Here is a 25,908-nt window from a genome sequence, read left to right on the forward strand (position 1 = left end):
GCTCCGCACGATCCTCAATGGCAGTACAGCAGGCGTTACGTCTGCTATGGCCGCCGAGCGATTCAGCACCGCTCGGCGGCTTCTTGTTGGCTGTTCGCCGCGCGCGATGCGCCGGCATACGCAGTCAGAATCCGTAGCGCAGGAATCCGCCGTCCACCGCGATGCATTCGCCGGTGATGTAGCCCGATGCGGGCAGGCACAGGAACGCCACTGCCGCGGCGACTTCCTCCGGCTCGCCGATTCGGCCCAGCGGCGTGCGCAGCAGCACTTCGTCGAGGTAATCCGGATCGGCCAGCTTGTCCGACGTGCGGCGCGTGCGGATGTACCACGGCGCGACCGCGTTCACGCGGATGCCGTCCTCGGCCCATTCGACCGCGAGGTTGCGCGTCATCTGGTGCATCGCCGCCTTGCTCATGCCGTACGGCGCGCCGGTGCGCACGTGGGTCATGCCCGACACGCTGCCGACGTTGACGATGCTCGACGCGGCATGGCGGGTGAGCAGCGGATGCGCGTAACGCGAGAGTTCGAACGCCGAGAACAGGTTCACTTCGAACACCTGCCGCCACTCGTCCTCGGTGTAGTCGGTCGACGGCTTGCTCACGTTGCCGCCGGCGTTGTTGACGAGGATGTGCAGGCCTTCGCCGAAATCCTCCACCCAGTCGAGCAGTTCGCGGCGCTGTTCGTCATCGGCGACGTCGGCGACGAAGCCCTGCACCTCGCGGTCGGGGAAGTCCTCCAGCAGCTCGGTCCTCGCCGCGTCGAGCGCGGCCACGTCGCGCGCGGCCAGCAATACGTCGGCACCGAAGCCGAGCAGCTCGCGTGCGATCGCGCGGCCGATGCCGGCGCTGCCGCCGGTGACCAGGGCCAGCTGACCGTCCAGCCGCCAACGCTTGGGATCCATCGCAGCTCTCCGTCGAATGCATCCGTGATGCAGGGCACAGGGTCGTGTCGCCGCGCGCGTCGGCCGCGCTAGCATAGCCGCCGGACCCGCCGAGGATGCCTGGAATGTCGCGAATGCTGCGCTGTGTGATGCCGATGCTGGTCCTGATCCTGCTGGCGGGCTGCTCCGCCCCCAAGCCACCCGAGAAGGAGCGGCCGGTCGAACCGCAGGCGACGGAGCTGCGCGACGCGATCCAGCAGCCGATCGACCGCGCGAAGAAGGCAGGGGAACAGATCGAGGATGCGGCCCAGGCGCAGCGGGACGCGATCGAGGCGGCCGAGTCCGGCAACTGATGTTCCGGCGGCACCAACGAAAACGCCCGGCGCGAGCCGGGCGTCGTCGTGTGACCTTCGCTGATTCCGCCCGGGCTTACAGCCCGCAGAAGCAGTAGGCCAGCGTCTTCACCGGCACGCCGCGGGTCGGCGTGATCGTGCCTTCGATGAAGCGCAGGTCCGCCGCGGCCTGCGGCGAAGCCTTCGCCAACAGCCCGCGCGCGACGTCGGAGTGCTGCACCCACGACGCACCGATGCGGCTTTCCACCATGCCGGTGAAGAAGCGCTCGAACGGCGTGGCCTGCTTCTCGATGTAGCGCACCTGGTAGTCGCCGCGCTTGCCCAGCTTGGCGCGCGCGGCGACGAATTCGACCGCCTGCTGCATGCCGCCGAGTTCGTCGACCAGGCCGCGTTCCTTCGCCTGCGCGCCGGACCACACGCGACCGCGCGCGATCTCGTCGACCTGTTCGACGGGCTTGTTGCGCGCGGTGGCGACGCGACCGGTGAAGTCGCGGTAACCCTTGTCGATAACCGACTGGATGACCTGCCCCACTTCCGGCTGCAACGGACGGGTGATGTCGAACGCACCGGCGAAGCGCGTCGTCCCGACGCCGTCGCTGTGCACGCCGATCTTGTCGAGCGCGCGCGGGATCGTCGGAATCAGGCCGAAGATGCCGATCGAACCGGTGATGGTGGACGGATCGGCGTAGATGCGGTCGGCGTCCATCGAGATCCAATAACCGCCCGACGCGGCGAGGTCGCCCATCGACACCGACACCGGCTTGCCGGCCTTCTTCAGGCCGACGATTTCGCGGCGGATCTGCTCGGACGCGAACACTTCGCCGCCCGGCGAATCCACGCGCAGCACCACGGCCTGGACGTTCTCGTCCTCGCGCGCCTCGCGCAGCAGGGCCGCGGTCGATTCGCCGCCGACCGTGCCCGGCGGCTGCTCGCCGCCGCGGATTTCGCCCTCGGCCACGATCACCGCCACCTGCGGACGCGGATCGACCGCACGCAGGCCGTTGTCGAGGTGGGCGAGGTATTCGTCGAGCGACGCCTGGCGGAATCCGCCCTCGGCATCCTCGTCGGCGACGCCGCGCTTGAGCAGCAGGTCGTCCACTTCCTCGCGCGTCTTCAGGCCATCGACCAGCTTGTTCTGCAGCGCGAACCGGGCGAGGTCGCCCTGCGCGCCCTCGATGCCGGCCGGCATCTCGTCGATGCCCTTGGCCAGCGCGGCGGCGTCGAGCTTGCGCGCCTTCGCCACATCGCCCAGGTAGCGCTGCCACACGTCGTTCATCCAGAACAGGTCGGCTTCCTTCGCCTCCGGCGACGCCGCGTCGAGCACGTACGGCTCGGCCGCCGACTTGTACTCGCCGACCTTGAACAGGTGCACGTCGACGCCGAGCTTGTCCTGCAGGCCCTGGCGGTAATAGGTGCGGTAACGGCCCAGGCCCTCGAGCAGCATGCTGCCCATCGGGTCGAGGTAGACCTCGTTCGCCTGCGCGGCGAGCAGGTACTGCTTCTGGTCCATCGCCTCGCCGAACGCGACGACCTGCTTGCCGGCCGCCTTCACGCGCGCGACCGCCTCGGCGACTTCGCGCAGCGAGGCCATGCCGCCGCCTTCGAACTTGTCCAGGTCCAGCACGACGCGTTCGATGCGCTCGTCGCGTGCAGCCGCGTCCAGTGCGCGCAGCAGGTCGCGCAGCTGCACTTCGCCGCCACGTTCGCCCAGCGCCTTGCCCAGCGCGCGCGTCAGCGGATCGCTGCTGTACTGCTCGACGAGGTTGCCTTCCGGCGCGATGACCAGCGTGGTGCGGTCCAGGATCGGCGCGGTGCGCGGACCGGCGCCCAGGATCATCAGGAACACGAACAGCAGGAAGAAGAACAGCAGGTTGAGGATCAGCCTGCGGGTGAAGTTCATCGCATCCCACAGCCCGACGAAGAAGCGGGCGATGGGTCCACGACGCGGTGTGTCGTTCATAGGGACTCCAGGCTCAGGCTTCCAGCCTAAACGCTGACGGCTGCGGAATCACCCGCCATTCGTAACACGCACCTGTTTCTGTCCACGTGAGGAATTCTCAGGGTCCGCGCATCATCAGCCGGTCCGGGTGGCTGGAACGCACGAAACGCATGCACAGCAGGACCGCGGCGAAGGTCAGGCCGGCGATCAGGCCGACCCACATGCCCTTCGGACCCCAGCCCAGACCCAGGCCCAACCCGGCCCCCAGCGGCATGCCGACGCCCCAGTAGGCCACGGCCGCCAGCACCATCGGCACGCGCGTGTCCTTCAGTCCGCGCAGCGCGCCGGCCGACAGCACCTGCACGCCATCCGGGAACTGGAACGCCGCTGCGTACAGCAGCAACGACGCGGCCAGCGTCGCGACCGCCGCGTCGCGCGTGTAGAAACTCACCAGCAGGTCGTTGCCGGCCAGCAGGACGATGCCCGACAGCAACTGCGTACCCAGCACGATCGCGTAGCCAGCCTTGGCCGCGCGGCGCACGCCGTGGAAATCGCCGCGTCCGAGCGCATGGCCGACGCGCACCGTGGTCGCCTCGGCCAAGCCCATCGGCACCATGAAGCACAGTGCCGCCAGGTTGATCGCGATCTGGTGCGCGGCGGCCGGGATCTCGCCCAGCCGGCCCATCAGCAGCGCGGTGGTGATGAACAGGCCGCCCTCCATCAGCACGGTCACGCCGATCGGCAGGCCGGTCGCGAGCAGGCCGCGGATGGTCGGCCAGTGCGGCAGGTCGAAGCGTTCGAACAGCTTCAGGTCGGCGAACCGGCGCGAACGCTTGAGCACGATGTAGAACCCGATCGCCTGCGCCCACAGCATGATCGCCGAGGCGAAGCCGAGCCCGCCCGCGCCCATCTCCGGGAAGCCGAACTTGCCGAACGTCAGCGTGTAACCGATCGGCAGCAGGATCAGCAGCCCGCCCGCGCTGAGCAGCAGCGTCGGCAGCGTCCAGTGCAGGCCCTCGCTGAGGTAGCGCATGCAGAAGAACAGCGTCAGCGCCATCACGCCCCAACGGATGCCGTGCAGGAACGCGGTCGCGCCGGGGACGATCTCCGGCGCGATGCCCATCGGCAACAGCGCATGCGGGATGAAGGTGAGGAATGCGAACAGCAGCACGCCCAGTCCCGCCGCCAGCCACAGGGCCTGGCGGAACAGCGAACCGATGTCGCCGCGACGGCCCGCGCCATCGAGCTGCGACACCGACGGCGGCACCGACAGCAGCGTGCCGATCGGCACCATCATCGGCAGCCACCACAGCGCGGTGCCGATGGTGACCGAGGCCAGCGTGGTGGTGCTGTGGTGGCCCGCCAGCACGTTGTCGACGAAGCCGATCAGGCCGGTCGAGACATGGCCACCGACCAGCGGCGCGGCGAGCAGGGCGGTGGTGCGGACTTCGCCCAGCAGGCCGGAGCGGCCCGGGGCGGGAGCGGGAATCGGGGGAAGCGACATCGGATGCAACCAGACGCACGACTGCGGCCGCGCGACCGCATCCATTGTCGGGCGCTGGCGCCGGGTCGCGGCGGACGGCTATCTTACTGACCCGGCATGAACAGCCGGTTTGCCGCTTTCGCCGTCCGCCCTGTCGCGCCGCGACGGTCGGCATCCATCGAAGTTCCATCCGGCATCGCCGCACACGCGGGATTGCCGCTGCCGCGGCGCTCTGCCGCGGCCACCCGGGGAGAGGTTGCAGGACCGTGAGCACATCCGCTGGACATGCCGTTCCCACGCATTGCGAAAACTGCGGCGCCCCGCTGCAGGGCCACTACTGCCAGGACTGCGGGCAATCGGTGGTCAATCCGATCCGCGACACCGCGCACGCGGTGGAGGAAGTGTTCGAGGCCTTCTGGCATCTCGACGGACGCATCTTCCGCACCCTGCGCGACCTGCTGTCGCCGGGTCGCGTGGCGGTCAACTACCTCGCCGGCCAGCGCGCGCGCTACGTCGCGCCGCTGCGCCTGTTCGTGGTGCTGAGCGTGCTGACGTTCTTCGTCGCGCAGCTGGTGATCCACGTCGACAGCGACAGCGCGGCCAAGCCAATGGTCGAGCTGGAACAGGGCGTGTCGAGCAAGCCGCAGGGTTCGGCCAAGGAGAGCAAGCGCTTCGCCGAGGCCGACACCATCGCGCAGGTCGAGAAGCTGCGCCGCCGCGAGCTGGACGATCTGGCCGAGGCGCGCGACGCGATTCCCGCCGTGCTGCCGCACGCGCGCAAGGCGATCGACGTGGCCGCGAACGACGTCAACCTCGCCGCCGACCGTCGCGTCGACGTGCTGCGCATCGAAGGCGGCCTGACCGCGGCGCAGGTGCTCGAGCGCCAGCAGGAAGCGCGTGCGGAGTTCGAACACAAGGACGCGGAAACGCGTGCGATCCCGAGCATGGAGAAGGCCACCAGCCTGGCCGACCTCGAACGTCTGCGCGACGTGCGCCTGAAAGAGCAGCAGGCGAAGCTGGTCGCGATCCCACAGGCGCAGGCCGCGGCGCGCACGCGCCAGCTCGGCGAGATCCGCGAGACCAACCAGGCCGCGGGCTGCCGCGCCGCGCAGCTGCAGATCGCCGTCGCCACCGCGACCGAAGGCGGCCGCCACCGCAAGGCGACCGAGGACTCGCGCATCTACGGCGATATCGACTGCGACGGCCGCCTGACGCTGTTCGGCAGCGAGGAGCCGTGGGACGAGGAAACCAATCCGCTGACGTTCTCGTGGGCGCCGTCGTTCTTCAACCGCTGGGTCAACAAGCAGATCGCGCACGGCAAGGAGAACCTCTCGCGTGCGCAGAAGGACCCGAGCCTGTACGTGCGCGCGCTGCTCGGCGCGGTGCCGTCGGCGCTGTTCCTGCTGGTGCCGGTGTTCGCGCTGCTGCTGAAGATCGCGTACCTCGGTTCGGGCCGGCTGTACCTGGAACACCTGGTCGTGGCGCTCTACAGCCATGCCTACATGTGCCTGGCGATACTCACGCTCTTCCTGCTGATCGGGCTGGACGGCGCGATCACGCCGCACTGGTCCGCGTTCGGCTGGATCGCCGGCACGCTGGAAACCCTGCTGTGGCTGTGGCTGCCGGTGTATCTGTGGCTGATGCAGAAGCGCGTCTACCGCAACGGCTGGCTGCTGACCACGGTGCGTTACCTGGTGATCGGCAACCTGTACTTCATGCTGCTGGGCTTCGCCGCGGCGTTCCTCGCGCTGGCCAGCATCGTGCGGATGTGACGGAGCCGATATGAGCACGGGCGACGACGCGCGCGTGGTGTACGAGGTCAGCCTCGACCTGGATGCGTCGATCGCCGATGCGTACCGCGCGTGGCTCGACGCGCACGTGCGCGAGATCCTCGCGTTGCCGGGCTTCATCGATGGGCGCGTGTCGGAGGTGATCGATCCGGCCGCCGCCGAGGGCCGCGTCGGCTTGTGCGTGCATTACACGCTGCGCGACGCGGCCGTGCTCGACGACTACCTGCGCGAACACGCACCGCGCATGCGCGCCGAAGGCCAGGCGCGGTTCGGCGGGCGGTTCCTGGCGCAGCGACGGGTGATGCGCGTGGTGTCGGACGTCGGCGTGCGCTAAGCGCTGCCGTCGACCCGCGACCCGCCCGACGGGCCACCGTCATGTGTAGCCCGGGTAAGCGCAGCGCACCCGGGATCCAGTCGTGTCGAAGCCCCGGGTGCGGCCTGCGGCCTTACCCGGGCTACGGACCTGTCGGGTTCGCGACGCCGTGACGCAACGGCTCTGCGGCTAGTGCTGAAGCCGGTTCCAGAGCCAGTCGGCGCGATCGACCGGACTGACAGCGAGCAGTTCGCGTCGCAGCGCTTCGCGGCCGGTCGGCGGCGTGCGCTGTGCGAGCACGCCGAGTTCGCGTCGCTGCTGCGGCGTCATCGCACGCAGCGTCGCCAGCAACTTCGCGTGCTCGGCCTCGGGCACCTGTGCCAACAGCGGTTGCAGCAGCGCGTAGTCGGCGCCGAGCGCGGGACCGAGCAGCCAGCCGCGGCGTTCGCTGCGATCCAGCGCATCGAACTGCGCGCGCCAGGCGTTCTGCACGTCGGGTGGTAGCGCGGCGAACTGTGCGGCCGCGGCCTGCACCTGCACCTGTTCGGCGGCGGGCAGCGCGCGCCAGGCGAGATAACCCTCGCGCGTCGCATCGCGTTGCGCACGCGGCAGCGCATCCCACTGCGCGACACGTGCACGGAAGTCGGCCTGGCCGGTGGCGTTCCATCCCTGCCAGCGTTCGGCGTTGCGGCGCAGCTGCGACTGCGCGACGGGCGGCAGGCGTTCCAGCAGCTCGGCCAGTCCGGCCGGCGCGGCGACGGCGCCGGTCGCGCACAGCAGCGCCAGCAGCGTCATGCGGCGCAAGACATCACGGCACATCGGCGGTCTCCGCCCCGGTCTCGGGACCGGTTTCGGATGCGATCGGCGTCGGCGCCACCGTGTCCTGCACCGGCTGGTCCGCAGGCGGCGTCGGCTGGGTGACGCCCGCCGCCTGCTGCGCGGCGAACCAGCTCTCAAACGCGAGGTCGCGCGCCTGCGCCGCGCCTTCCGGATCGGCGATGAGTTCGAAATCGCGATGCGCGACCAGCGCCAGTTGCTCGTCGTAGCGCGCGGCGGGCGCGTCCTCGGCAGGCAGCGGCTCGACGCGGACCCGATGCGCGACCGAGAACCCCTCCGACGAGCCCCACGGCCAGAACGTCGCGGCCAGCCCGATCGCGCACGCCGCCAGCAGCACCCACAGCAGCGGCATCAGCCAGCGCGGGCGGGAGCGGGCCGGCGCAGCCTGTGCGGGCGCCGGCGCGGCCGTCCCGCCGCCACGCAGGACCGCTTCGCGCGCGTTGCTCAGCCGGACCAGGCGGTCGGGCGGAAGGGTCTTGATGCGGCGGTGGATCTGTTCGCGCAGCTGCTGCCAGGCGACCGGATCGGCGCGGCCGTCCTCGTGGTGCGGCAGGGCGCGCTGCAGGGCCAGCCGGTAGCTCGCCAGCGGCACGCCGAGCACCTGCGCCGCCTCGTCGTCCGACAGCCCCGCCGCGACCCGCAGGAGCAGCGCCGCGCGCGGACCGCCGCCGAGCTCGCCGAGGCGGTCGGTCGCTTCGATGGGGATCGCCACCTCGGTGCGCTGGCGCAGCTGCGGCTGGGCCAGCAGCCCGCTCCAGAAGCGCTCCGGCCAGGCGGCCATCGGGGTGGATTCGGCCGCTTCGCGGAACTCGCGCATGGCGGCGACCAGCGCGGCGTCGCCGGCCCGGTCATCGCCGGCCTGCAGCTCGGCCAGCACCGCGCCGCGTCGTTCGACACCACGAAGGAAGGCCGACAGCGCAGGCGGCGCGGGACGGACGGAAGGGGGGGAAACGCTCATCGCGACTGCATCACCATACGCCGCATCATAGCGATGCCTTCGCTCTGCAAAACCGCTTGACAAGGCGCGCGCAGCCGCTCCGTCAAGCGTGGCGCGGGCTGCACCGAAAAAGCGGTTGTGCACAGCAGTAACGGGACCGTCACGCAGCCCCGCCTGAATGGAGGGCGTGACCGAGTGACAACCATGTTTCACAGTCAACTCATTGATTCTGAAGCAAATATCAGCGTTGGCACTTTTTTCACCAACCTGTGCCGAAGGCTTGTTTCTGCGTGATCGCGCTGTTCTGCCGACACGCCATGCACAGATTTATCCACAAGCGATGTGGATAAGGACGTTTTTGCTTTGCCATCCGCAACTTGCGTGACTTTTGTCACAAACCCCAAAGCTATCGACGGCAAGTTTCCCTGGCACGTTCGCTGCCGGCCGGACGGTAGACTGCGCCGATGCCCGACCCCTCCTCGTCCCCGCCGCCGGTCTGGCGGCTGGCCCTGCCGGTGCCGCTGCCGCGGCTGTTCGACTACCGGCCACCGGACGGTGAGACAGCGGTCGCCGGCGATGTCGGCAGCCGGGTGCGGGTGCCGTTCGGGTCGCGCGAGCTCATCGGCGTGGTCGCCGAGGTCGGCGCACCCGAGGGCGGCACGGAGCTGCGCAGCGCGCTGGCCCGGCTCGACCCCGAGCCGCTGTTCCAGGGCGAACTGCTCGAGTCCCTGCATTGGCTGGCCCGCTATACCCACGCGCCGCTCGGGGAAGTCCTGGCGACCGCCCTGCCCGCCCCGCTCCGCCGCGGCGAGCCTCTGCCGGACACCCACGCCTGGGCCTGGCAGCTGACCGAGGCCGGCAAGACCGCACGGGAGCGCCTGCGCGCCGGCAAGCCGCGCCGTCTGGCCGATCGCCTGCATGACGGCCCCTGTGATGAGGACCGCCTCGACGACGAGCTCGACGACTGGCGTAGCGCCGCCCGTGCCCTCGCCAAGCGCGGCCTGGCCGAGCGCATCGCCGTGCCGGCCCTCACCCTTGCGCCGCGTGCGCAGCCCGGCCCTGCCCTGAACGCCGAACAGCAGGTCGCGGTGGACGCGATCCACGCCGCCCGCGACGGCTTCGCCGCGCTGCTGCTCGACGGCGTCACCGGCAGCGGCAAGACCGAGGTCTACCTGCACGCCATCGCCGACTGCCTGGCGCGCGGCAAACAAGCGCTGGTGCTGGTGCCGGAGATCGGCCTGACCCCGCAGACGCTGGCGCGCTTCCGCGCGCGTCTGGGCGTGCCGGTGCATGCGCTGCATTCCGGGCTGAGCGACGGCGAACGCGCGCGCACATGGACCGCGTTCGCGCGCGGCGAGGCGCGCGTGGTCGTGGGCACGCGCTCGGCGGTGTTCCTGCCGCTGCCGGAGGCCGGACTGATCGTCGTCGACGAGGAGCACGACGGCAGCTTCAAACAACTCGACGGCATCCGTTACCACGCGCGCGACTTCGCCCTCGTGCGCGGCAAGGCGCTGGGCGTGCCGGTGCTGCTCGGCAGCGCGACGCCCTCGCTGGAATCGCTGCGCAACGCGCTGACCGGGCGCTACACGCACCTGCGCCTGCAACAGCGCGCGGGCCAGGCGCAGCCACCGAGCGTGCGCATCTGCGACGTGCGCAAGCGCCCGCTCGAAGCCGGCCTGTCGCCGGAACTGTTCGATGCGGTCGCCCGTGCGCTCGATGCCGACGGCCAGGTGCTGGTATTCAAGAACCGTCGCGGCTACGCGCCGGTGCTGCTGTGCCACGACTGCGGCTGGAGCGCGCAATGCCAGCGCTGCGACGCGCCGATGACCGTGCACGGCGGCGGTCGACGCCTGCAATGCCACCATTGCGGCGCGCGCCGGCCTGTACCGGATGCCTGTCCCGACTGCGGCGGCCTCGCGTTGCAACCACAGGGCGCGGGCACCGAGCGCATCGAGGAAGTCCTCGCCGCGCGCTTTCCCGACGTCCCGGTGCTGCGCATCGACCGCGGCACCACGCAGCGGCGCGACGCGCTCGAACAACACCTCGCGGCGTTCGGCACGCAGCGCGGCATCCTCGTCGGCACGCAGATGCTCGCCAAGGGCCACGACCTGCCCAACCTGACGCTGGTCGCGGTGGTCGGCGTGGACGAGGGCCTGTTTTCCGCGGATTTCCGCGCGCCGGAGAAGCTGGCGCAGCTGCTGATCCAGGTCGCCGGCCGTGCCGGCCGCGCACAGCGCGCGGGCGAAGTGCTGCTGCAAACGCACCATCCCGGGCATCCGCTGCTGGCGACGCTGATCGCGGGCGGTTACCACGCGTTCGCCGACAGCGAACTGGAACAGCGCGAAATGGCGGGCTTCCCGCCGTTCGCGCACATGGCGATGCTGCGCGCCGAAGCGCAGCAGGTCGACGCCTGCGACGCCTTCCTGCGCAGCGCGCGCGACGCCTTGCGCGACACCGGTGCGCCGCTAGACGTTCACGGACCGCTGCCCGCGCCGATGCCGCGCCGCGCCGGCTTCCAGCGCATGCAACTGCTGCTGTCCGGCGCGGACCGGCGCAGCCTGCACGCTGCGCTCGACGCCGCGCTGCCCGCGATCTACGCCGCGCCCGAAGCGCGCCGCGTGCGCTGGTCGCTGGACGTGGATCCCGTCGACCTGTACTGAGCCGGCCACACCCACGCGGCGAACAGGTACAGCGCCAGCGCAAGCAGCAACGTCGCGCGCAGGCCGATGGCGATCGCAAGCAGCAGCGCGAGGATCGCCGCGATCACCGATGCACAACCGTTGAGGCCCCACGCCCACGGCACGAACGCCGGCGCGCTGCGCGCCAGCCGCGCCAGGCCGAGCGGGAACGGCATGCCCATCGCGAATGCCAGCGGCGCGAGACCGCACAGCCCCAGCAGAACGCGCAGTCCCACCGGCCACGCAGACGCGTAGGTGTACACCAGCGTGAACACGACGAACTGCCACAGCAGCCCGAACACTATCAGCCGCGTCGACCAGACGATGCGCCGCGCAATGCGCGCGTCGCCGCCGCCGTCGCGCGTGAGCCAACGTTGCGCCTGCAGGCTGCCGAGGCCCGCGAAAAGCAGTGTCGCTGCGAGTCCGACATTCGCAGCGAGCAGCGGATGCCCGGTCACCCAGGTCAGGCGCGACAGCATCGCGATTTCGATCAGCAGGAATGCGAGACCAAGTGCGAGGAAGTACAAGCCCGCGCGTAGCCGAGTTCCGGGTATCGCACCTGCTTCGTCTGCGCGCGGCAGCGCACGCAGCGGCATCAGCACCAGCAGAAGCGCCAGCGGAACCGCTTGCAGCAATGCCGCGACCAGCAGCAGGTAGCCCGAGTCCAGCAGCACCGCACTGCCCTGCGCGCGCAACCGCAGCAATTCCGGCAAGCTGCGCCAGCGGAAGAAGTGGCCGAAGTACGGGCGATCATCGGTGGTCGGCGCGATGTCGAAGCGGTAGTCGCGCAGGTAGCGGCGCGATTCCGGCGACAGCAGTGCGCGCACGCCGTCGAACAGGTACGGCGGATCGAGCTGGTGGAAACGTTCGTGTGCCGCACGCGCGCCCGGCGCCTGCACCACGTCGAAACCCTGTGCATCCGAGAAGCGTTGCAGCGACGTCACCGCGTGCGGCGTCAGCGGCGCGCGCGCGATCAGCCACGTGCTCGCATCCCAGTTTCGGATCGCGGCGAGTTGCCGTGCGGGATCCAGGACGCCGTCCTCGCGCAGCGCACGCACGGCGGTGGCGAACAGCTTGAGTTCGTCGCGCGGCGGCTGCTTGCTCCAGCGCGTGGCGACGATCGCACCGTCCGGCGTGAGTCGTGACAGGTACTCGCGCATCGCCTCGACCGTGAGCGCGTACTGCTCGCTCGCCGACTGCACGCCGGCACCACCGCTGGCGAAGGATTCGCCACCAGCGAGCACGATCAGGTCGTAGCGCTGCGGGCTGGCGCGAACGAAGGCGCGTGGCTCGGCGACGATCACGCGCACGCGGCGATCACGGAACAGGTCACCCGCATACCTCGCGTACGTGTCGCGCACCCATTGCATGCGTTGCGACGACAGCTCCACCGCATCCACCCGGCGTGCGCCCAGGCTCAACGCCTGCAGCACTTCCACGCCACCGCCCGCGCCGAGCACGAGCACCGAGTCGGGCACGCGCAGGCGATACGGCAACGCGGACGTACTCGCCTCCAGCCAGCGCCATTGCGCGCTTCCGTCCTCGCGGGCGATCACCGTCGGTGCGTCGCCGTCGGTGTAGACGGCGAGCTGTTCGGGCGGTTCATCGGTGTACGACAGGCTCAGCCCCGGCGCATGGCGCAGCGGCACGCGCGGACTTGCGACGACCGCGAGCCAGCCGTAGGGACCGGACTGCTCGGCGATCACCCGCGCCTGCGGCAGCAGCAGCGTCTTCGACAGATCCTTGAACTCGTTCGTCCGTGGCGCCATCAGCTGGGTCGGCCACAACGCGAGTACCGACACCAGCGCAAGCACGCCCGACCATCGCGCCGACGCGCGCGTCGCCAACGGCAGCACCGCGAGCACGCCGCACGCGGCGGCGAGCAGCAGCCCCCGCTGCACCGGCAGCCACGCCATCGCGAGCGCCGCCAACGCGCCAACGCCCGCGCCTGCGAGATCCGCGCCGTACAGCATCGGAATGCGCCCACCATGCCTCGCGAAGGCCAGACCGAAGCATGCGGCGGCGAAGAAGAACGGGACCGACAGCAAGAGGTACAGCGCGCTGAGCCACATCAGCTGGCGCGGATTCCACACCAGCTCCAGTCCGTTGAACGGAATCACGCGTGCGGCGATAGGCGCGAGGATCGCCGACGCCGCGAACATCAGCGCGCAGGCCACGAAGATCCGCTCGAAGTTCGCCGCCAGCGTCGCGCTTCCGTGGCGACGCAGCCACAAGCTCAGCCACGTACCGCTGGCGCCGTGTCCCAGCAGTGCGAGGCTGATGATCATCACCGCGAACGGATGCCAGTGCGCGATCGCGAGCCAGCGCATCAGCAGCAGCTGATACGCCAGCGCACCCGCGGAGACGAGTGCGATCGCCAGCGCCAGACGCAGCGGACGCACTGCGTCGCGCTCGACGTTCGCTGCGGTAGCGTGCACGGCGGCGGGCGTGGTCGCGGCCATCAGCCCGGTCCGCCCGTCAGTGGCACGAAGCGCACCGGCAGGACCTGGCGCGTGCGCACACGTCCCTGCGGGTCCTTGTGCACCAGCAACAGTGTCTGGGTGAAGAAGCTGCTGCCGACCGGGATCACCATGCGCCCGCCGGGGCACAGCTGTTCCAGCAGTGGCGGCGGGATCGAGGACGCGGCCGCGGTGACGACGATGGCGTCGAACGGGGCGTGTTCCTTCCAGCCGTAGTAGCCGTCGCCGGTGCGCGTGCCAACGTTGGGATAGCGCTTGAGTCGTTGCGCGGCCTGCGCCGCGAGCGGCGCGATGATCTCGATCGAGTACACCTGCGCACCGGACTCGGCGAGCACTGCCGCCTGGTACCCCGAACCTGTACCGACTTCGAGGATCTTCAGCCCTTTCTTCGGCGCCGCCAGCGATGTCATCAACGCGACGATGTAGGGCTGCGAGATGGTCTGTCCGTAGCCGATGGCGAGCGGGCGATTCTCGTAGGCATCGTCGCGCTCCGAGGCGGGCACGTACTCGTGGCGCGGCACGCGCGCGAGCAGGTCGAGCGCGGTCCGTTCGATGCGTGCGGCCGAACCTGCGTCCGCGCGTGCTTCGGCCTGCAGTTCGGCAATCAGCGCACGGCGCTGCGCAAGGTAAGGATCGGCTGGCTGGCCGAATGCGAAGCCGCCCGGCAGCAGCGTCAGCAGGATCGCCGCTCGGACCCGTCCCCTGGCGATGGCGACCTCGCCGGACATGGCGGCGAGTCTAGGACCGGCGGCGTTAGCGCCCCGGCAAGGGTCGCGGCCTCATTTCTTCGTCGCGGCGCGAGCGCGGCGCGGCTTGAAGCGCACCCACACGATCTGTTCGTCGCGCTTCACTTCGAACAGCCCGCTGGCCTCGATCAGGTCACTGAGCTTGCGGTAGCCGTAATTGCGCGAGTCGAACGACGCCTGGTTGCTGATCTGGTGCCCGACCGCGCCCAGGTGCGCCCAGCCATCGTCGCCTGCGGCCGAATCGACCGCGCTGCGCAGCATCTGCACCAGGCGCGTATCGCCCTTGAGTTCGCCCGCGCTGGCGGGCTTGGCCGCGACCGGCGCCGTCGTTTCGCTGCTGGCCTGCACCAGCGCTTCGAGGTAGGTGAACTTCGAGCACGCGTTCACGAACGGCAGCGGCGTCTTCTTTTCGCCGAAGCCATAGACCTTCACGCCGTCGGTGAGCAGACGCATCACCAGCGGGGTGAAGTCGGCGTCGCTGGAGACGATCGCGAAGCCGTCCAGGTTGCGCGCGTAGAGCAGGTCCATCGCGTCGATCACCATCGCCATGTCGGAGGCGTTCTTGCCGCTGCTGTAGGCGAACTGCTGGATCGGGCGGATGGCGTACTCGTGCAGGGTCGCTTCCCAGCCCTTCAGGTGCGGGCTCTTCCAGTTGCCGTAGGCGCGGCGCACGTTGGCCACGCCGTGGCGGGCGACCTCGGCGAGGATCACGTCGATCTTGCCCGGCGGTGCGTTGTCGGCGTCGATCAGCAGGGCGATGCGGCGTTCGGGTTCGGGCATGATGCGATCTCCTGTCCGGCAGCCGTCGGAGCCTAGCGCACGATCACGGACACGGGCATGACGGCGCGGGCGCAATCCCCCACAATGGGGTCGAACCCGACCCCCTATCGCCATGACCAGCCAGCTCGAACAACTCCGCACCCTGTCGGCGGTCGTCGCCGACACCGGCGACATCGACGCCATCGCCCGCTTCCATCCGCTCGACGCCACCACCAATCCGTCGCTGCTGCTCAAGGCGGCCTCGCTGCCGACGTATGCGCCGCTGATCGACTCGGCGATCTCGCAGGCACGCGGCACCGACCTGCCCGCGCGCGTGGCGGACGCCGCCGACCTGCTCGCGGTGACGGTGGGCGTGGAAATCCTCAAGCTGATCCCGGGCCGCGTCTCGACCGAAGTCGACGCACGCCACAGCTTCGACACGCAGGCCACGCTGGCGCAGGCGCGCAAGCTGGTCGCGCTGTACGAGCAGGTCGGCATCGGCCGCGAGCGGCTGCTGATCAAGATCGCCTCGACGTGGGAAGGCATCCGCGCCGGCGAGCAGCTCGAGCGCGAAGGCGTCAACTGCAACCTGACCCTGCTGTTCTCCTTCGCCCAGGCCGTGGCCTGCGCGGAAGCGGGCGTGTTCCTGATCTCGCCGTTCGTGGGCCGCATCCTCGACTGGCACATGTCCAACGGCGGCGAGAAGCCGGCCACGCCGCAGGACGATCCGGGCGTGCAGTCGGTGACGCGCATCTGGCACCACTACAAGCGCCACGGCTTCAACACGGTCGTCATGGGCGCGAGCTTCCGCAACACCGGACAGGTGCTGGCGCTGGCGGGCTGCGATCGCCTGACGATCTCGCCGGACCTGCTGGCCGACCTCGCCGCGAAGGAAGGCGGCGTCACGCGCGCACTGACGGACAGTGGCGAGCGCGCCGCGGCACTGCCGCGCCTGACCGAATCGGCGTTCCGCTGGGAACACAACGAGGACGCGATGGCGACCGACAAGCTCGCCGACGGCATCCGTCGTTTCGCTGCCGACCAGCGCAAGCTCGAGACCATGCTGGCGCAGCGACTGGCGGGCTGAAGCCCGGTCGCAGTCCGCATCGAAAGCCTGGCTCCGGCCGGGCTTTTTCGTTTTTGCAGGTGATCGTCGACTGCGACGACGCGCTGCTTCAGGCAAACTGGTGCGCATGGATGCCACCGTTCCGATGACACCCGCCCGCCGCCTGCGCAGCATCTTCAGCGGTTCGGTCGGCAACCTGGTGGAGTGGTACGACTGGTACGCGTATTCGGCGTTCGCCATCTACTTCGCACCGCACTTCTTTCCCAAGGGCGATTCGACCGCGCAGCTGCTCGACACGGCGGCGGTGTTCGCGGTCGGATTCCTCATGCGCCCGGTCGGCGGCTGGCTGATGGGCCTTTACGCCGACCGCCACGGACGCAAGGCCGCGCTGATGGCGTCGGTACTGCTGATGTGCGCCGGCTCGCTGATGATCGCGCTGGCTCCGGGTTACGAGCGCATCGGCCTGGCCGCGCCCGCGCTGTTGGTGTTCGCGCGCTTGCTGCAGGGACTGAGCGTCGGTGGCGAGTACGGCACCTCCGCGACGTATCTGAGCGAGATGGCCGACTCGCGGCGTCGCGGCTTCTGGTCGAGCTTCCAGTACGTAACGCTGGTGATGGGCCAGCTGCTCGCGCTGGCGCTGCTGGTGCTGCTGCAGCGCGCACTGCTCACCGAGGAGCAGCTGCACGATTGGGGCTGGCGCATTCCGTTCGTGGTCGGCGCTCTGTGCGCGGTTACCGCGCTGTACCTGCGCCGTGGCATGGAGGAAACCGAATCCTTCGCGGTGGCGCGTACGCGTGAGCGCCAGCAGCGCGGCAGCCTGCGCGTGCTGTTGCAACACCCGCGCGAAGTGCTGACGGTGATCGGCCTGACGATGGGCGGCACGCTGTCGTTCTATACCTTCACCACGTATCCGCAGAAGTTCCTGGTCAACACCGGCGGCTTCAGCAAGGCCGATGCGACGCTGGTGTCCGCGGCTTCGCTGCTGGTGTTCATGCTGCTGCAACCGCTGGTCGGCGCGCTGTCCGATCGCACGGGACGGCGTCCAATCCTGATCGCCTTCGGCGTGCTCGGCACGGCGTTCACGTACTCCATTCTCAGCGGGCTGGCCTCCGCATCCACCGTGGGCAGCGCGTTCGCATGGGTGATGGCGGGGTTGCTGATCGTCAGCGGTTACACCTCGATCAACGCTGTGGTGAAGGCGGAACTGTTCCCCGCGCATATCCGCGCGCTTGGCGTCGGCCTTCCATACGCAATGACCGTGTCGCTGTTCGGTGGGACGGCCGAGTACGTCGCGCTGTGGTTCAAGCAGATCGGACGCGAGTCCGACTTCTACCTGTACGTCACCGCCTGCGTCGGTGTGTCGCTGCTGGTGTACGTGTTCATGCGCGACACCAAGCACCACTCGCGCATCGACCGCGATCACGACATCGCCGACGACCGCGACGCCGACATCACCCTTCCGGACCGGACACCCATCGCATGAGTTCGCACGACGCACGCCCGCACGTGGTCATCGTCGGCGGCGGATTCGGCGGGCTGTGGGCCACGCGCGCGCTCGCCGGGCGCGCGGTGCGCATCACGCTCATCGACCGCCGCAACCACCACCTGTTCCAGCCGCTGCTGTACCAGGTCGCCACCGCAGGATTGTCCGCGCCCGACATCGCCGCACCACTGCGCCACATCCTGCGCAACCAGCGCAACGTCGAAGTGCGGCTTGGTGAAGTGGTCGGCCTGGACAAGCAGGCGCGCGCGGTGACGCTCGCCGACGGCGACGCGATTGCGTACGACTATCTGCTGATCGCCAGCGGCGCGACGCACGCATACTTCGGCCACGACGAATGGAGCGCCGACGCGCCGGGCCTGAAGACGCTCGACGATGCGCTCGCGATCCGGCGCCGGCTGCTGCTCGCATTCGAGCGTGCGGAAGCCTGCGACGATCCCGCTGAGCGCGCGGCATGGCTGAGTTTCGCGGTCGTCGGCGGCGGCCCGACCGGTGTCGAGCTGGCCGGGACGTTGGCGGAGATCGCGCGCCACACGCTGAAGCGCGAGTTCCGCAACATCGATCCCTCGCACGCGAAAGTGCGCCTGCTCGAAGCCGGCCCGCGCGTGCTTTCGTCATTCCCCGAGTCGCTTTCGGAGAAGGCGAAGCAGCAACTGGAACGTCTCGGTGTGGAGGTCGTCGCCGGCACGCCGGTCGGCGCGATCGACGAACGTGGCTACACGCTCGGCGACATCTTCGTTCCCGCGCGCACGGTGTTGTGGGCAGCGGGCGTGGCTGCGTCGCCACTGGGCGCGTTGCTCGATGCGCCGCGCGATCGTGCGGGACGCGTCGCGGTATCGCCGGACCTGAGCGTGCCCGGCCATCCGGAGATCTTCGTCGCCGGCGATCTGGCCAGCGTGCAGCAGGACGGCAAGCCGGTGCCCGGTGTCGCCCCGGCGGCCAAGCAGATGGGCGCGCATGTCGCGACGGCGATCGCGGCGCGGCTCGCCGGCAATCCCGCACCTGCGTTCCGTTATCGGGACTACGGCAACCTGGCCACCATCGGGCGCATGGCCGCGGTCGTGGACGTGCACGGATTCCGCTTGTCGGGACTCATCGCGTGGTGGTTCTGGCTCGCCGCGCACGTGTTCTTCCTGATCGGCTTCCGCAACCGCATCATCGTGCTGATCAACTGGGCCTGGGCGTACTGGAGTTACCAGCGGCACGCGCGGATCATCTTCGGCCCGCTCGATCGATGAAGACGGCAGCCGCGAGCGCGGCTGCCGTCGGATGCATCAGGTCCAGATGTCGATGTACTCGGCCGTCGCGGTGACGGTCTTGGTCGCGCCGGTGGCGACGTCCTGGATCGTCACGGTAACGGTGACCGGCTGCCCGCCGCTGGTGTCTTTGCGGATGGAACGGTTGCACCACGACGCGGTCGCGCCGCAGCCCGTGACCGACCACTGGAAGGTGTAGCTGCCCGGCGCGAGGCCGATCACCTCGAAGTGCGCCGTCGTCGGATTGGGCTGGCCCGGACGCCAGCCGCTGGAACAGAAACCGGACGTCAGCTGGTCGAACGCCGACGTGTCCACGTAGCACGCGAGCGTCGCATTGCTCACGTCTCCCGCCTTCGCCGCGGGCGCATACGTCCCCAGCATCGAACCGCACAGCACCAAAGCCGCCATCAGAAGCTTCGCACTCATCCTGAGTCTCCTTGCGTTGGGTTCACCCTTCCCTGTCACCGCACCGCGCGGTGGCGGAGGGCCCGCGCACGTTCCGGGGCGCGCGATGAAGACGATGTGAACTCGACCGCGTTGTCGGGAGTCCCAAACGAAAACGGCCCGGAAATCCGGGCCGTTTCGTGAGTCGTGCGGATGCGCTGGATTACGCCGCGAACAGCGCGCGCATCTTCTTCAGTGCGTTGGCTTCGACCTGGCGAATGCGTTCGGCGCTGACGCCGTACTCATCGGCCAGTTCCTGCAGCGTGACCTTGCTGTCGGCATCGAGCCAGCGACGCTTGATGATGTCGCGCGAACGCTGGTCGAGACCGGACAGACCTTCGCGCAGCAGCGCCAGGTGGCTGTCTTCCTCGTCCTCACGCTCGTACGCCTGCGACGGATCCTCGGCATCGGCGCGCAGGTACGCGGCCGGCGACGGCGGCGCGTTGTCGTCGTCGGCATCCGGTGCATCGAAACCGATGTCTCGGCCCGACAGGCGCGATTCCATCTCAAGCACTTCGCGCTCGGAGACGTTGAGGTCGCGGGCGACGGCGCTGACTTCCTCGGCGTTCATCCAGCCCAGACGGGTCTTGGACTTGCGCAGGTTGAAGAACAGCTTGCGCTGCGCCTTGGTCGTGGCGACCTTCACGATGCGCCAGTTCTTCAGGATGAACTCGTGCATCTCCGCACGGATCCAGTGCACGGCGAAGGACACCAGGCGCACGCCCTGTTCGGGATCGAAGCGCTTGACCGCCTTCATCAGGCCGATGTTGCCTTCCTGGATCAGGTCGCCCATCTGCAGGCCGTAGCCGTTGTAGCCACGAGCCACGTGGACGACGAAGCGCAGGTGCGAATGGACCAGCTCACGCGCGGCGTCGAGGTCTTCGCCGTCGCGGAAGCGACGCGCCAGGGCCTGTTCGTCCTCGGCCGTCAGCACCGGGATGCGGTGCACGGCATTGACGTAGGCATCCAGCGAACCGAGCGCGCTCGGGACCGGAAGGTTGTTCGGAACCAGGGGGAGATTGCGGCTGTTCTGGGTCATGGGCAGCATATTAGCAGTCGAAATGGTGGTCTGCTAAAGGTCGAAAGGGCCTCAGTGTTTCATGGATGGGACAAAGGCCGGTGCCCGGGAAATACCGCCGCCTGCGACTGAATCTTTACGAATCAACCACTTGGGCAGCCCTGGGCGGGCGACCATCGCAAATGCCGCCAGGATTGTGGCGGCCCTTCATAGACCGGCTCATGGGCCGAAAGTTCAGGGGCCCCGTTCAGGCCTGCAGCGAAGCCCGGGCGGGCAGCGACCAGTCGATCGGCGGCTGCCCGTGACGAGCGAGGTACTCGTTGGTCGCAGAGAAATGCCCGCAGCCCAGAAAGCCGCGGTGCGCCGACAACGGCGAAGGATGCGGCGCCTTCAGCACCCGGTGCCGACGCGGATCGATCACCTTGCCCTTGGCCTGCGCGTAGCTGCCCCAGAGCAGAAACACCAGACCGTCGCGTTCGCGGTTGAGGGTTTCGACGACGTGATCAGTGAAGCCTTCCCAGCCCTTGCCCTGATGTGCGCCGGCGCGGCCTTCTTCGACGGTGAGCACCGCGTTGAGCAGCAAGACACCACGACGCGCCCACGGCAGCAGGCAGCCGTGATCGGGACGCGGAATGCCGAGGTCGCGCTGGATCTCCTTGAAGATGTTGTCCAGCGACGGCGGCACCGGCACGCCGGGCAGCACCGAGAAGCACAGCCCATGCGCCTGCCCGGGCCCGTGGTACGGGTCCTGGCCGAGCACCACGACCTTTACGTCATCGAACGGCGTCGCGTCGAACGCGGCAAAGATGTTCTGCCCGGGCGGATAGATGCGCGCGCCGGCAGCCTTGCGGTCGCGCAGGAACGTCGACAGCGACTGCATGTCGGGTCGTTGCAGGTAGTCGCCGACCTTTTCCTTCCAGGACGCTTCGAGGCGGATGCGCTCCGGACTGGCCGCCGCGTCGTTCATGCGTCCAGCGTCGCCGGCTCCGCCAGCCGTGCCAGCCGCAGCTGGAACAGGGTCTTGGTGACCAGCAGGCGCTCCTCGATCGGCTTGAGCACCAGATCGTTCGCGCCCGCGCGCAGCAGCGCACTCTGGTTGTCGGCATTGCCGTCGCCGGTCATCACCAGCACCGGCAGGCGACGCTTGCCGTAGTTGAAATCCTCGCGCAGGCGCGCGAGCAGGTCGTTGCCGCTGAGCGCGCCCTTCAGATAAACGTCGGTGAGCACGAGGTCGCAACCGACATCGTCCTGGCCGCGATGCGTCTCCAGGTACTCCAGCGCTTCTTCCACGCCGACGAAATGCAGCACGGTGAGGCCGTGGCGTTCGAGCATGCGCTTGGTCGCCAGCGCGACGACCTTGCTGTCCTCCACGTACAGCACGCGGGCGCCGGGGATCGGCTGCGGCTGCACGTAGCCGCGGATGAACGCGGCCAGCGCGGTGTGGCCGAGCGCCTTGTCGAAGTAGTCGGTGACGTCCTCCGTGAAGCGGCGCGATTCCAGGTGCGACTGCGCATCGCCGGAGACGACGATGATCGGCACGTAGGCCTGCCCCGCGGATTCACGCACCGCGCGCGCAAGCGCGATGCCGTCGCCGTCGGGCAGCACCAGCGAGGTGGTCACCAGGTCGACCGCGCCGCTGGCGAGCGCATTGCGCGCCTCGGCGATATCGGCGCACGGCACGACCACGGCGTCGGACAGCTCGCGCTTGAGCACGTCGCCGATCAGCTTGCGCACCAGCTTGGAGCCGTCCACGACCATGATCCGCGGCGCGTTGCTGGCGAGATGGCGGAGATCCTGGCTCATGCGGTCGGTCGATTCTGTCGCAGATGATGGCCGGTGACGAAGCCCGCGCCGAGCCAGCCGAGCAGGCCCGACGCGACCGTGATCGCCACCGCGTACGGCAGGTCGAAACCCTGCAGCGAAAACTGGCTGCCGTAGCTGCGGGCGAGATCGTGCAGCGGCGCGCGCAGCGCGTGTTCGGCAGCGGTCAACAGCGCCAATGCCAGCGCGCCTGCGACAACACCGTAGCTCGCGCCCAGGTAGAGGAACGGCCGGCGGATGAAACCGTCGGTGGCGCCAAGCTGCTGCAGCACGGTGATTTCCTCGCGTCGCGACTGGATGTCCAGGCGCACGGTGTTGCCCACCACGAGCAGCGCACCGAGGCCGAGCAGCACGCCGAGCACCCACGCCAGGCGGATGCCGAACCGCAGCCAGCTGTCCAGGCGCTGGCGCCATGCGGCGTCGTGCTGGACGACGTCGACTTCGGGCAGGTGGCTCAGCGAATCGGCCAGCAGCGTTTCATCGCCCTTCGGCGACACGATCAGCAGGCTCGGCAGCGGATTGCCGTCGACGGCGGAAATCGCATCGCCCAGCCCGCTGCTGCGACGCAGTTCTTCCATGCCCTGCTCCGGCGTGCGCAGCTCGATCGCGGCCACGTCGGAACGGCCACGCAATTCTTCGGTCAGCGCGCGGGCGCGGGCGACGGCGACATCGGTCTTCAGGAACAGGCTGATCTGGCGCGACTCCTGCACCGTTCCGGTGAAGCGCTCGACGTTGCCCAGTGCCGCCCACAATCCCAGCGGGAGCGCGATCGCCACCGCCATCACGCCGATGGTCAGCGCGGTGGCCCAAGGCTTGCGCAGCATGCGGCCGACGCTCGCCACCAGACTGTAGACGTGGTGGTCGAACCAGGTACCCAGCCGCGAGCGCGAGCGGGCTGGCGCGGTGGACGCGCCCTGCGTCTGCGCGCTCATTGGGCCAGGTCCTCCGGCGAGATGTCGTCGACGAGCCGCCCCTGGTTGAGCACCAGCACGCGCTTCTTCATGCGCCTGACCAGTGCGAGGTCATGGCTGGCGACGAGCACGCTGGTGCCGCGCTCGGGCAGCGATTCGAACAACGCCATGATCTCCGCCGACAGGGTCGGATCGAGGTTGCCGGTCGGTTCGTCCGCGACCAGCAGGCGCGGCTCGCCGACGATGGCGCGGGCGATGCCCACGCGCTGCTGTTCGCCGGCCGATAGCTGCGACGGCAGCGCATTGGCGCGCGCGCCCAGGCCGACCTTGTCGAGCACGCTGCGCACGCGCTTGCCGATGTCGCCGCGGCGCATGCCGCGCAGGATCAGCGGCAGCGCGACGTTGTCGGAGACGCTGCGGTCGGCAAGCAGGCGGTGATCCTGGAAGACGATGCCGACTTCGCGCCGGTGCAGCGCGATACGGCGTCCGCGCACCTTCAGCAGGTTCTGCGAACCGAACAGCACCGTGCCACGGCTCGGGCGTTCGGACAGGTGGATGAGTCGGAGCAGGGTGCTCTTGCCGGCGCCCGAATGCCCGGTGACGAACAGCATTTCGCCCTGCGCGACTTCGAAGCTGACTTCGCTCAGCGCGTCGTGGCCGCCGCCGTACCGCTTGCTGACATTGTCGAAGCGCAGGACGCTCATCGCTCACCGTTGCTCACACGTGCCGCCAAGTATCGGCGGCGCGGGCAAGGAAGGCTAGGGCGAAAACCGCTGTCGCGCACATTCCGCGATGCGGTCCGACCGTCGGCGCGCGCAATCCCGCGCCGACGCGGTGCGGGATCAGTGCTGGCTGCGCGGCGAACGCGAGATCAGCGACTTCAGGCCGCGGCCGATGCGATGCAGCAGGCCGAGCTTGTCGCCATCGGCCTTGGCCGGCTTCTGGGCGTGCACCTGGGTCGGGTTGCGCGGCGTGGACGCGGCGGACGCGGCCTCGGGCGCACCTTCGATGCGGCGACCGCCACGACGGCGACGGCGCTTGCGTGGCGCGCGATCGGTATCGGTCTCCAGGCCCGCGATCGGCGCAGGCGCAGGCGTCGGTGCAGTGGCGACGGCATCGGCCGCCTGCGGCTGCGGGCGCGGCTTGCGTTCGCCGCGCGGCGCGCCATCGCGACCGCCTTCGCTGCGACGACCGTCGCGACGCTCGCCACGACCTTCGCCGCGACCACCACCGGAACGACCACCACTGCTGCGACCGCGACCACCGCCGCGACGCTCCTCGTCGGCGGCGCGCTGCTCGCGCGCTTCCTTGAAGATCGCGCCGATGCTCTCCTGCTCACCCTCGGCACCTTCCGGCACTTCGCGCGGCGCGCGCGGCAGCGCGACCAGCAGATCGGCTTCGACCGTCGCCACCGGCAGCTTCTGCTCGATGTAGGACTCGATGTCCGGCAGCGACATCGCATAGCGCTCGCAGGCGAAGCTGATCGCGTCGCCCTCGGCTCCGAGGCGCGCGGTGCGGCCGATGCGGTGGACGTAATCCTCCGCGTCGAACGGCAGGTCGTAGTTGTAGACGTGGCTAACGCCGTCGATGTGCAGGCCGCGCGCGGCCACGTCGGTGGCGACGAGGATCTCGAGCTGGCCCTTCTGGAACTTGTTCAGCAGCGTCTCGCGCTTCTTCTGCGGCACGTCGCCGGAGAGCACGCCGACGCGGTAGCCGCCCTTCTCCAGCGCGCGCGCGACGCGCTCGACGAAGGCCTTGGTGTTGACGAACACCATCGTGCGCGCGCCCTCGCTGCGCGAGAGCAGGCCCAGCAGCAGCGGGATCTTCTCGTCGTCGGCCGGGAAGTAGACCTTCTGGCGGACCTTGGCGGCGGTGATGAACTCGGTCTCGACGACCACCTTTTCCGGCTCGTTCATGTGCTCATAGGCCAGCTCCAGCACGCGGTGGCTGAGCGTGGCCGAGAACAGCAGGGTCTGCCGCTCGGTGCGGATCGGCATGCGCCGAAGCAGGAAACGGATGTCCTTGATGAAGCCCAGGTCGAACATGCGGTCGGCTTCGTCGAGCACGCAGATCTCGCAGGCGTGCAGCGACACGACCTTGTGCTGCTTGACGTAGTCGATCAGGCGGCCGGGCGTGGCGATGATGACGTCCGCACCCTTCTGCAGCAGCTCGCGCTGTTTGTCGTAGTCGACGCCGCCGTAGACCAGCGCGAACTTCAGGCCCAGGTCGGAGCCGAACTTCACCGCGTCCTTGTGGATCTGGATCGCGAGTTCGCGGGTCGGCGCCAGGATCAGCGCGCGCGGGTCTTCCGGTTTGCGCTCGGCGAGCGCCGGGCGCGTGAGGAGGCGGTTCATCACCGCGACCAGGAACGCCAGCGTCTTGCCGGTGCCGGTCTGCGCCTGGCCCGCGACATCGCGGCCCTGCAATGCGATCGGCAGCGTCAGCGCCTGGATTGGCGTGCAGCGCGTGAATCCGGCGGCTTCGAGGCCCGCCAACAGGCTCGGATGCAGGTCGAAGGAAGAAAAGGAAACGTCGGTTAGGGGCTTGTCGCTCATCTGCTGGAGTCGTCCGCGCGCGCCGTACAGTTGCGGCATGCAATGTTGCGTTGGCGCGCTTGCGTGGGTGGCGTCCGCCATCGCAGACTGCCGGGGCCGGTCCGGTCGTTCGCCGGCCCGGTCAGGGTGTCGGGCGGACTT

22 protein-coding genes are annotated in these 25,908 nt (G+C 69.3%); 7 read left to right on the plus strand and 15 right to left on the minus strand.

Features of this window, described 5'->3' with window-relative positions:
- Nucleotides 1-124: 124 nt before the first annotated feature.
- Nucleotides 125-901: an SDR family oxidoreductase gene (locus FOF45_RS05735; protein WP_158983026.1), complete on the minus strand. Its 777-nt coding sequence runs from the start codon at nucleotides 899-901 to the stop codon at nucleotides 125-127.
- A 104-nt stretch (nucleotides 902-1,005) separates the two neighbouring features.
- Here FOF45_RS05735 and FOF45_RS05740 point away from each other — a divergent pair, with 104 nt between their 5' ends.
- Entirely contained in the window at nucleotides 1,006-1,233 is a 228-nt protein-coding gene (locus FOF45_RS05740) for a hypothetical protein (RefSeq protein WP_158983027.1), read from the plus strand.
- A 76-nt stretch (nucleotides 1,234-1,309) separates the two neighbouring features.
- On the opposite strand, the gene sppA is transcribed toward FOF45_RS05740, so the two are convergent.
- Together sppA and FOF45_RS05750 are read right to left on the minus strand one after the other, a co-directional pair.
- The gene (gene sppA / locus FOF45_RS05745) at nucleotides 1,310-3,193 is read right to left on the minus strand and encodes a signal peptide peptidase SppA (RefSeq protein ID WP_158983028.1); all 1,884 of its coding nucleotides are present in this window, start codon (nucleotides 3,191-3,193) and stop codon (nucleotides 1,310-1,312) included.
- Nucleotides 3,194-3,290: 97 nt separating this feature from the next.
- Nucleotides 3,291-4,676, minus strand: coding sequence for an MATE family efflux transporter (locus FOF45_RS05750; protein ID WP_158983029.1), 1,386 nt, complete (start codon nucleotides 4,674-4,676; stop codon nucleotides 3,291-3,293).
- Nucleotides 4,677-4,921: 245 nt separating this feature from the next.
- On the opposite strand from FOF45_RS05750, the gene FOF45_RS18140 reads away from it, so the two are divergent.
- Together FOF45_RS18140 and FOF45_RS05760 are read left to right on the plus strand one after the other, a co-directional pair.
- Nucleotides 4,922-6,427: a DUF3667 domain-containing protein gene (locus tag FOF45_RS18140; protein ID WP_199244441.1), complete on the plus strand. Its 1,506-nt coding sequence runs from the start codon at nucleotides 4,922-4,924 to the stop codon at nucleotides 6,425-6,427.
- A gap of 10 nt (nucleotides 6,428-6,437) precedes the next feature.
- Entirely contained in the window at nucleotides 6,438-6,779 is a 342-nt protein-coding gene (locus FOF45_RS05760; protein WP_158983030.1) for a DUF4286 family protein, read from the plus strand.
- A gap of 168 nt (nucleotides 6,780-6,947) precedes the next feature.
- On the opposite strand, the gene FOF45_RS05765 is transcribed toward FOF45_RS05760, so the two are convergent.
- Both FOF45_RS05765 and FOF45_RS05770 read right to left on the minus strand, forming a co-directional pair.
- Complete coding sequence (locus tag FOF45_RS05765) at nucleotides 6,948-7,577, minus strand: DUF3106 domain-containing protein (protein ID WP_199244442.1); 630 nt, start codon at nucleotides 7,575-7,577, stop codon at nucleotides 6,948-6,950.
- Nucleotides 7,567-8,553: an RNA polymerase sigma factor sigma-70 region 4 domain-containing protein gene (locus FOF45_RS05770; protein WP_158983031.1), complete on the minus strand. Its 987-nt coding sequence runs from the start codon at nucleotides 8,551-8,553 to the stop codon at nucleotides 7,567-7,569. Before FOF45_RS05770 ends, FOF45_RS05765 begins: the two co-directional genes overlap by 11 nt.
- Nucleotides 8,554-8,996: 443 nt before the next feature.
- On the opposite strand from FOF45_RS05770, the gene FOF45_RS05775 reads away from it, so the two are divergent.
- Nucleotides 8,997-11,192, plus strand: coding sequence for a primosomal protein N' (locus FOF45_RS05775; protein WP_158983032.1), 2,196 nt, complete (start codon nucleotides 8,997-8,999; stop codon nucleotides 11,190-11,192).
- Here FOF45_RS05775 and FOF45_RS05780 read toward each other — a convergent pair.
- Genes FOF45_RS05780 through FOF45_RS05790 form a run of 3 tightly spaced genes read right to left on the minus strand, consistent with a single transcriptional unit; the run spans nucleotide 11,126 to nucleotide 15,216 of the window.
- Entirely contained in the window at nucleotides 11,126-13,672 is a 2,547-nt protein-coding gene (locus FOF45_RS05780) for a class I SAM-dependent methyltransferase (protein ID WP_158983033.1), read from the minus strand. The genes FOF45_RS05775 and FOF45_RS05780 overlap by 67 nt on opposite strands.
- Nucleotides 13,672-14,418, minus strand: coding sequence for a protein-L-isoaspartate(D-aspartate) O-methyltransferase (locus FOF45_RS05785; RefSeq protein WP_158983034.1), 747 nt, complete (start codon nucleotides 14,416-14,418; stop codon nucleotides 13,672-13,674). The genes FOF45_RS05780 and FOF45_RS05785 overlap by 1 nt, the downstream gene beginning before the upstream one ends.
- A gap of 51 nt (nucleotides 14,419-14,469) precedes the next feature.
- Nucleotides 14,470-15,216, minus strand: coding sequence for an NYN domain-containing protein (locus tag FOF45_RS05790; RefSeq protein WP_199244443.1), 747 nt, complete (start codon nucleotides 15,214-15,216; stop codon nucleotides 14,470-14,472).
- Between the two features lie 112 nt (nucleotides 15,217-15,328).
- On the opposite strand from FOF45_RS05790, the gene tal reads away from it, so the two are divergent.
- The 3 genes from tal (at nucleotide 15,329) to FOF45_RS05805 (ending at nucleotide 19,000) form a co-directional block, all read left to right on the plus strand.
- Nucleotides 15,329-16,282, plus strand: a complete 954-nt coding sequence (gene tal, locus FOF45_RS05795; protein WP_158983035.1) for a transaldolase — start codon at nucleotides 15,329-15,331, stop codon at nucleotides 16,280-16,282.
- Nucleotides 16,283-16,388: 106 nt separating this feature from the next.
- Complete coding sequence (locus FOF45_RS05800; RefSeq protein ID WP_158983036.1) at nucleotides 16,389-17,744, plus strand: MFS transporter; 1,356 nt, start codon at nucleotides 16,389-16,391, stop codon at nucleotides 17,742-17,744.
- On the plus strand, nucleotides 17,741-19,000 hold the full coding sequence (locus FOF45_RS05805) for an NAD(P)/FAD-dependent oxidoreductase (RefSeq protein ID WP_158983037.1): 1,260 nt from the start codon (nucleotides 17,741-17,743) through the stop codon (nucleotides 18,998-19,000). The genes FOF45_RS05800 and FOF45_RS05805 overlap by 4 nt, the downstream gene beginning before the upstream one ends.
- Nucleotides 19,001-19,036: 36 nt before the next feature.
- Here the strand turns inward: FOF45_RS05805 and FOF45_RS05810 are convergent, their stop codons facing one another.
- From FOF45_RS05810 to rhlB, 7 genes are all read right to left on the minus strand, one after another.
- Nucleotides 19,037-19,444, minus strand: coding sequence for a hypothetical protein (locus tag FOF45_RS05810; protein ID WP_158983038.1), 408 nt, complete (start codon nucleotides 19,442-19,444; stop codon nucleotides 19,037-19,039).
- Between the two features lie 181 nt (nucleotides 19,445-19,625).
- Complete coding sequence (gene rpoH / locus FOF45_RS05815) at nucleotides 19,626-20,501, minus strand: RNA polymerase sigma factor RpoH (RefSeq protein ID WP_158983039.1); 876 nt, start codon at nucleotides 20,499-20,501, stop codon at nucleotides 19,626-19,628.
- A gap of 226 nt (nucleotides 20,502-20,727) precedes the next feature.
- Entirely contained in the window at nucleotides 20,728-21,447 is a 720-nt protein-coding gene (ung, locus tag FOF45_RS05820; RefSeq protein WP_158983040.1) for a uracil-DNA glycosylase, read from the minus strand.
- The gene (locus tag FOF45_RS05825) at nucleotides 21,444-22,283 is read right to left on the minus strand and encodes a response regulator (protein ID WP_158983041.1); all 840 of its coding nucleotides are present in this window, start codon (nucleotides 22,281-22,283) and stop codon (nucleotides 21,444-21,446) included. The genes ung and FOF45_RS05825 overlap by 4 nt, the downstream gene beginning before the upstream one ends.
- Nucleotides 22,280-23,233: a permease-like cell division protein FtsX gene (ftsX, locus tag FOF45_RS05830; protein ID WP_158983042.1), complete on the minus strand. Its 954-nt coding sequence runs from the start codon at nucleotides 23,231-23,233 to the stop codon at nucleotides 22,280-22,282. Before ftsX ends, FOF45_RS05825 begins: the two co-directional genes overlap by 4 nt.
- Entirely contained in the window at nucleotides 23,230-23,916 is a 687-nt protein-coding gene (gene ftsE, locus FOF45_RS05835) for a cell division ATP-binding protein FtsE (protein WP_158983043.1), read from the minus strand. Before ftsE ends, ftsX begins: the two co-directional genes overlap by 4 nt.
- 138 nt (nucleotides 23,917-24,054) lie before the next feature.
- Nucleotides 24,055-25,767 (minus strand): ATP-dependent RNA helicase RhlB, encoded by a 1,713-nt coding sequence (rhlB, locus tag FOF45_RS05840; protein ID WP_158987258.1) that lies wholly within the window; start codon nucleotides 25,765-25,767, stop codon nucleotides 24,055-24,057.
- Between the last annotated feature and the right edge of the window lie 141 nt (nucleotides 25,768-25,908).

Source organism: Lysobacter panacisoli (assembly GCF_009765165.1).
GTDB classification, from domain to species: domain Bacteria; phylum Pseudomonadota; class Gammaproteobacteria; order Xanthomonadales; family Xanthomonadaceae; genus Lysobacter_J; species Lysobacter_J panacisoli.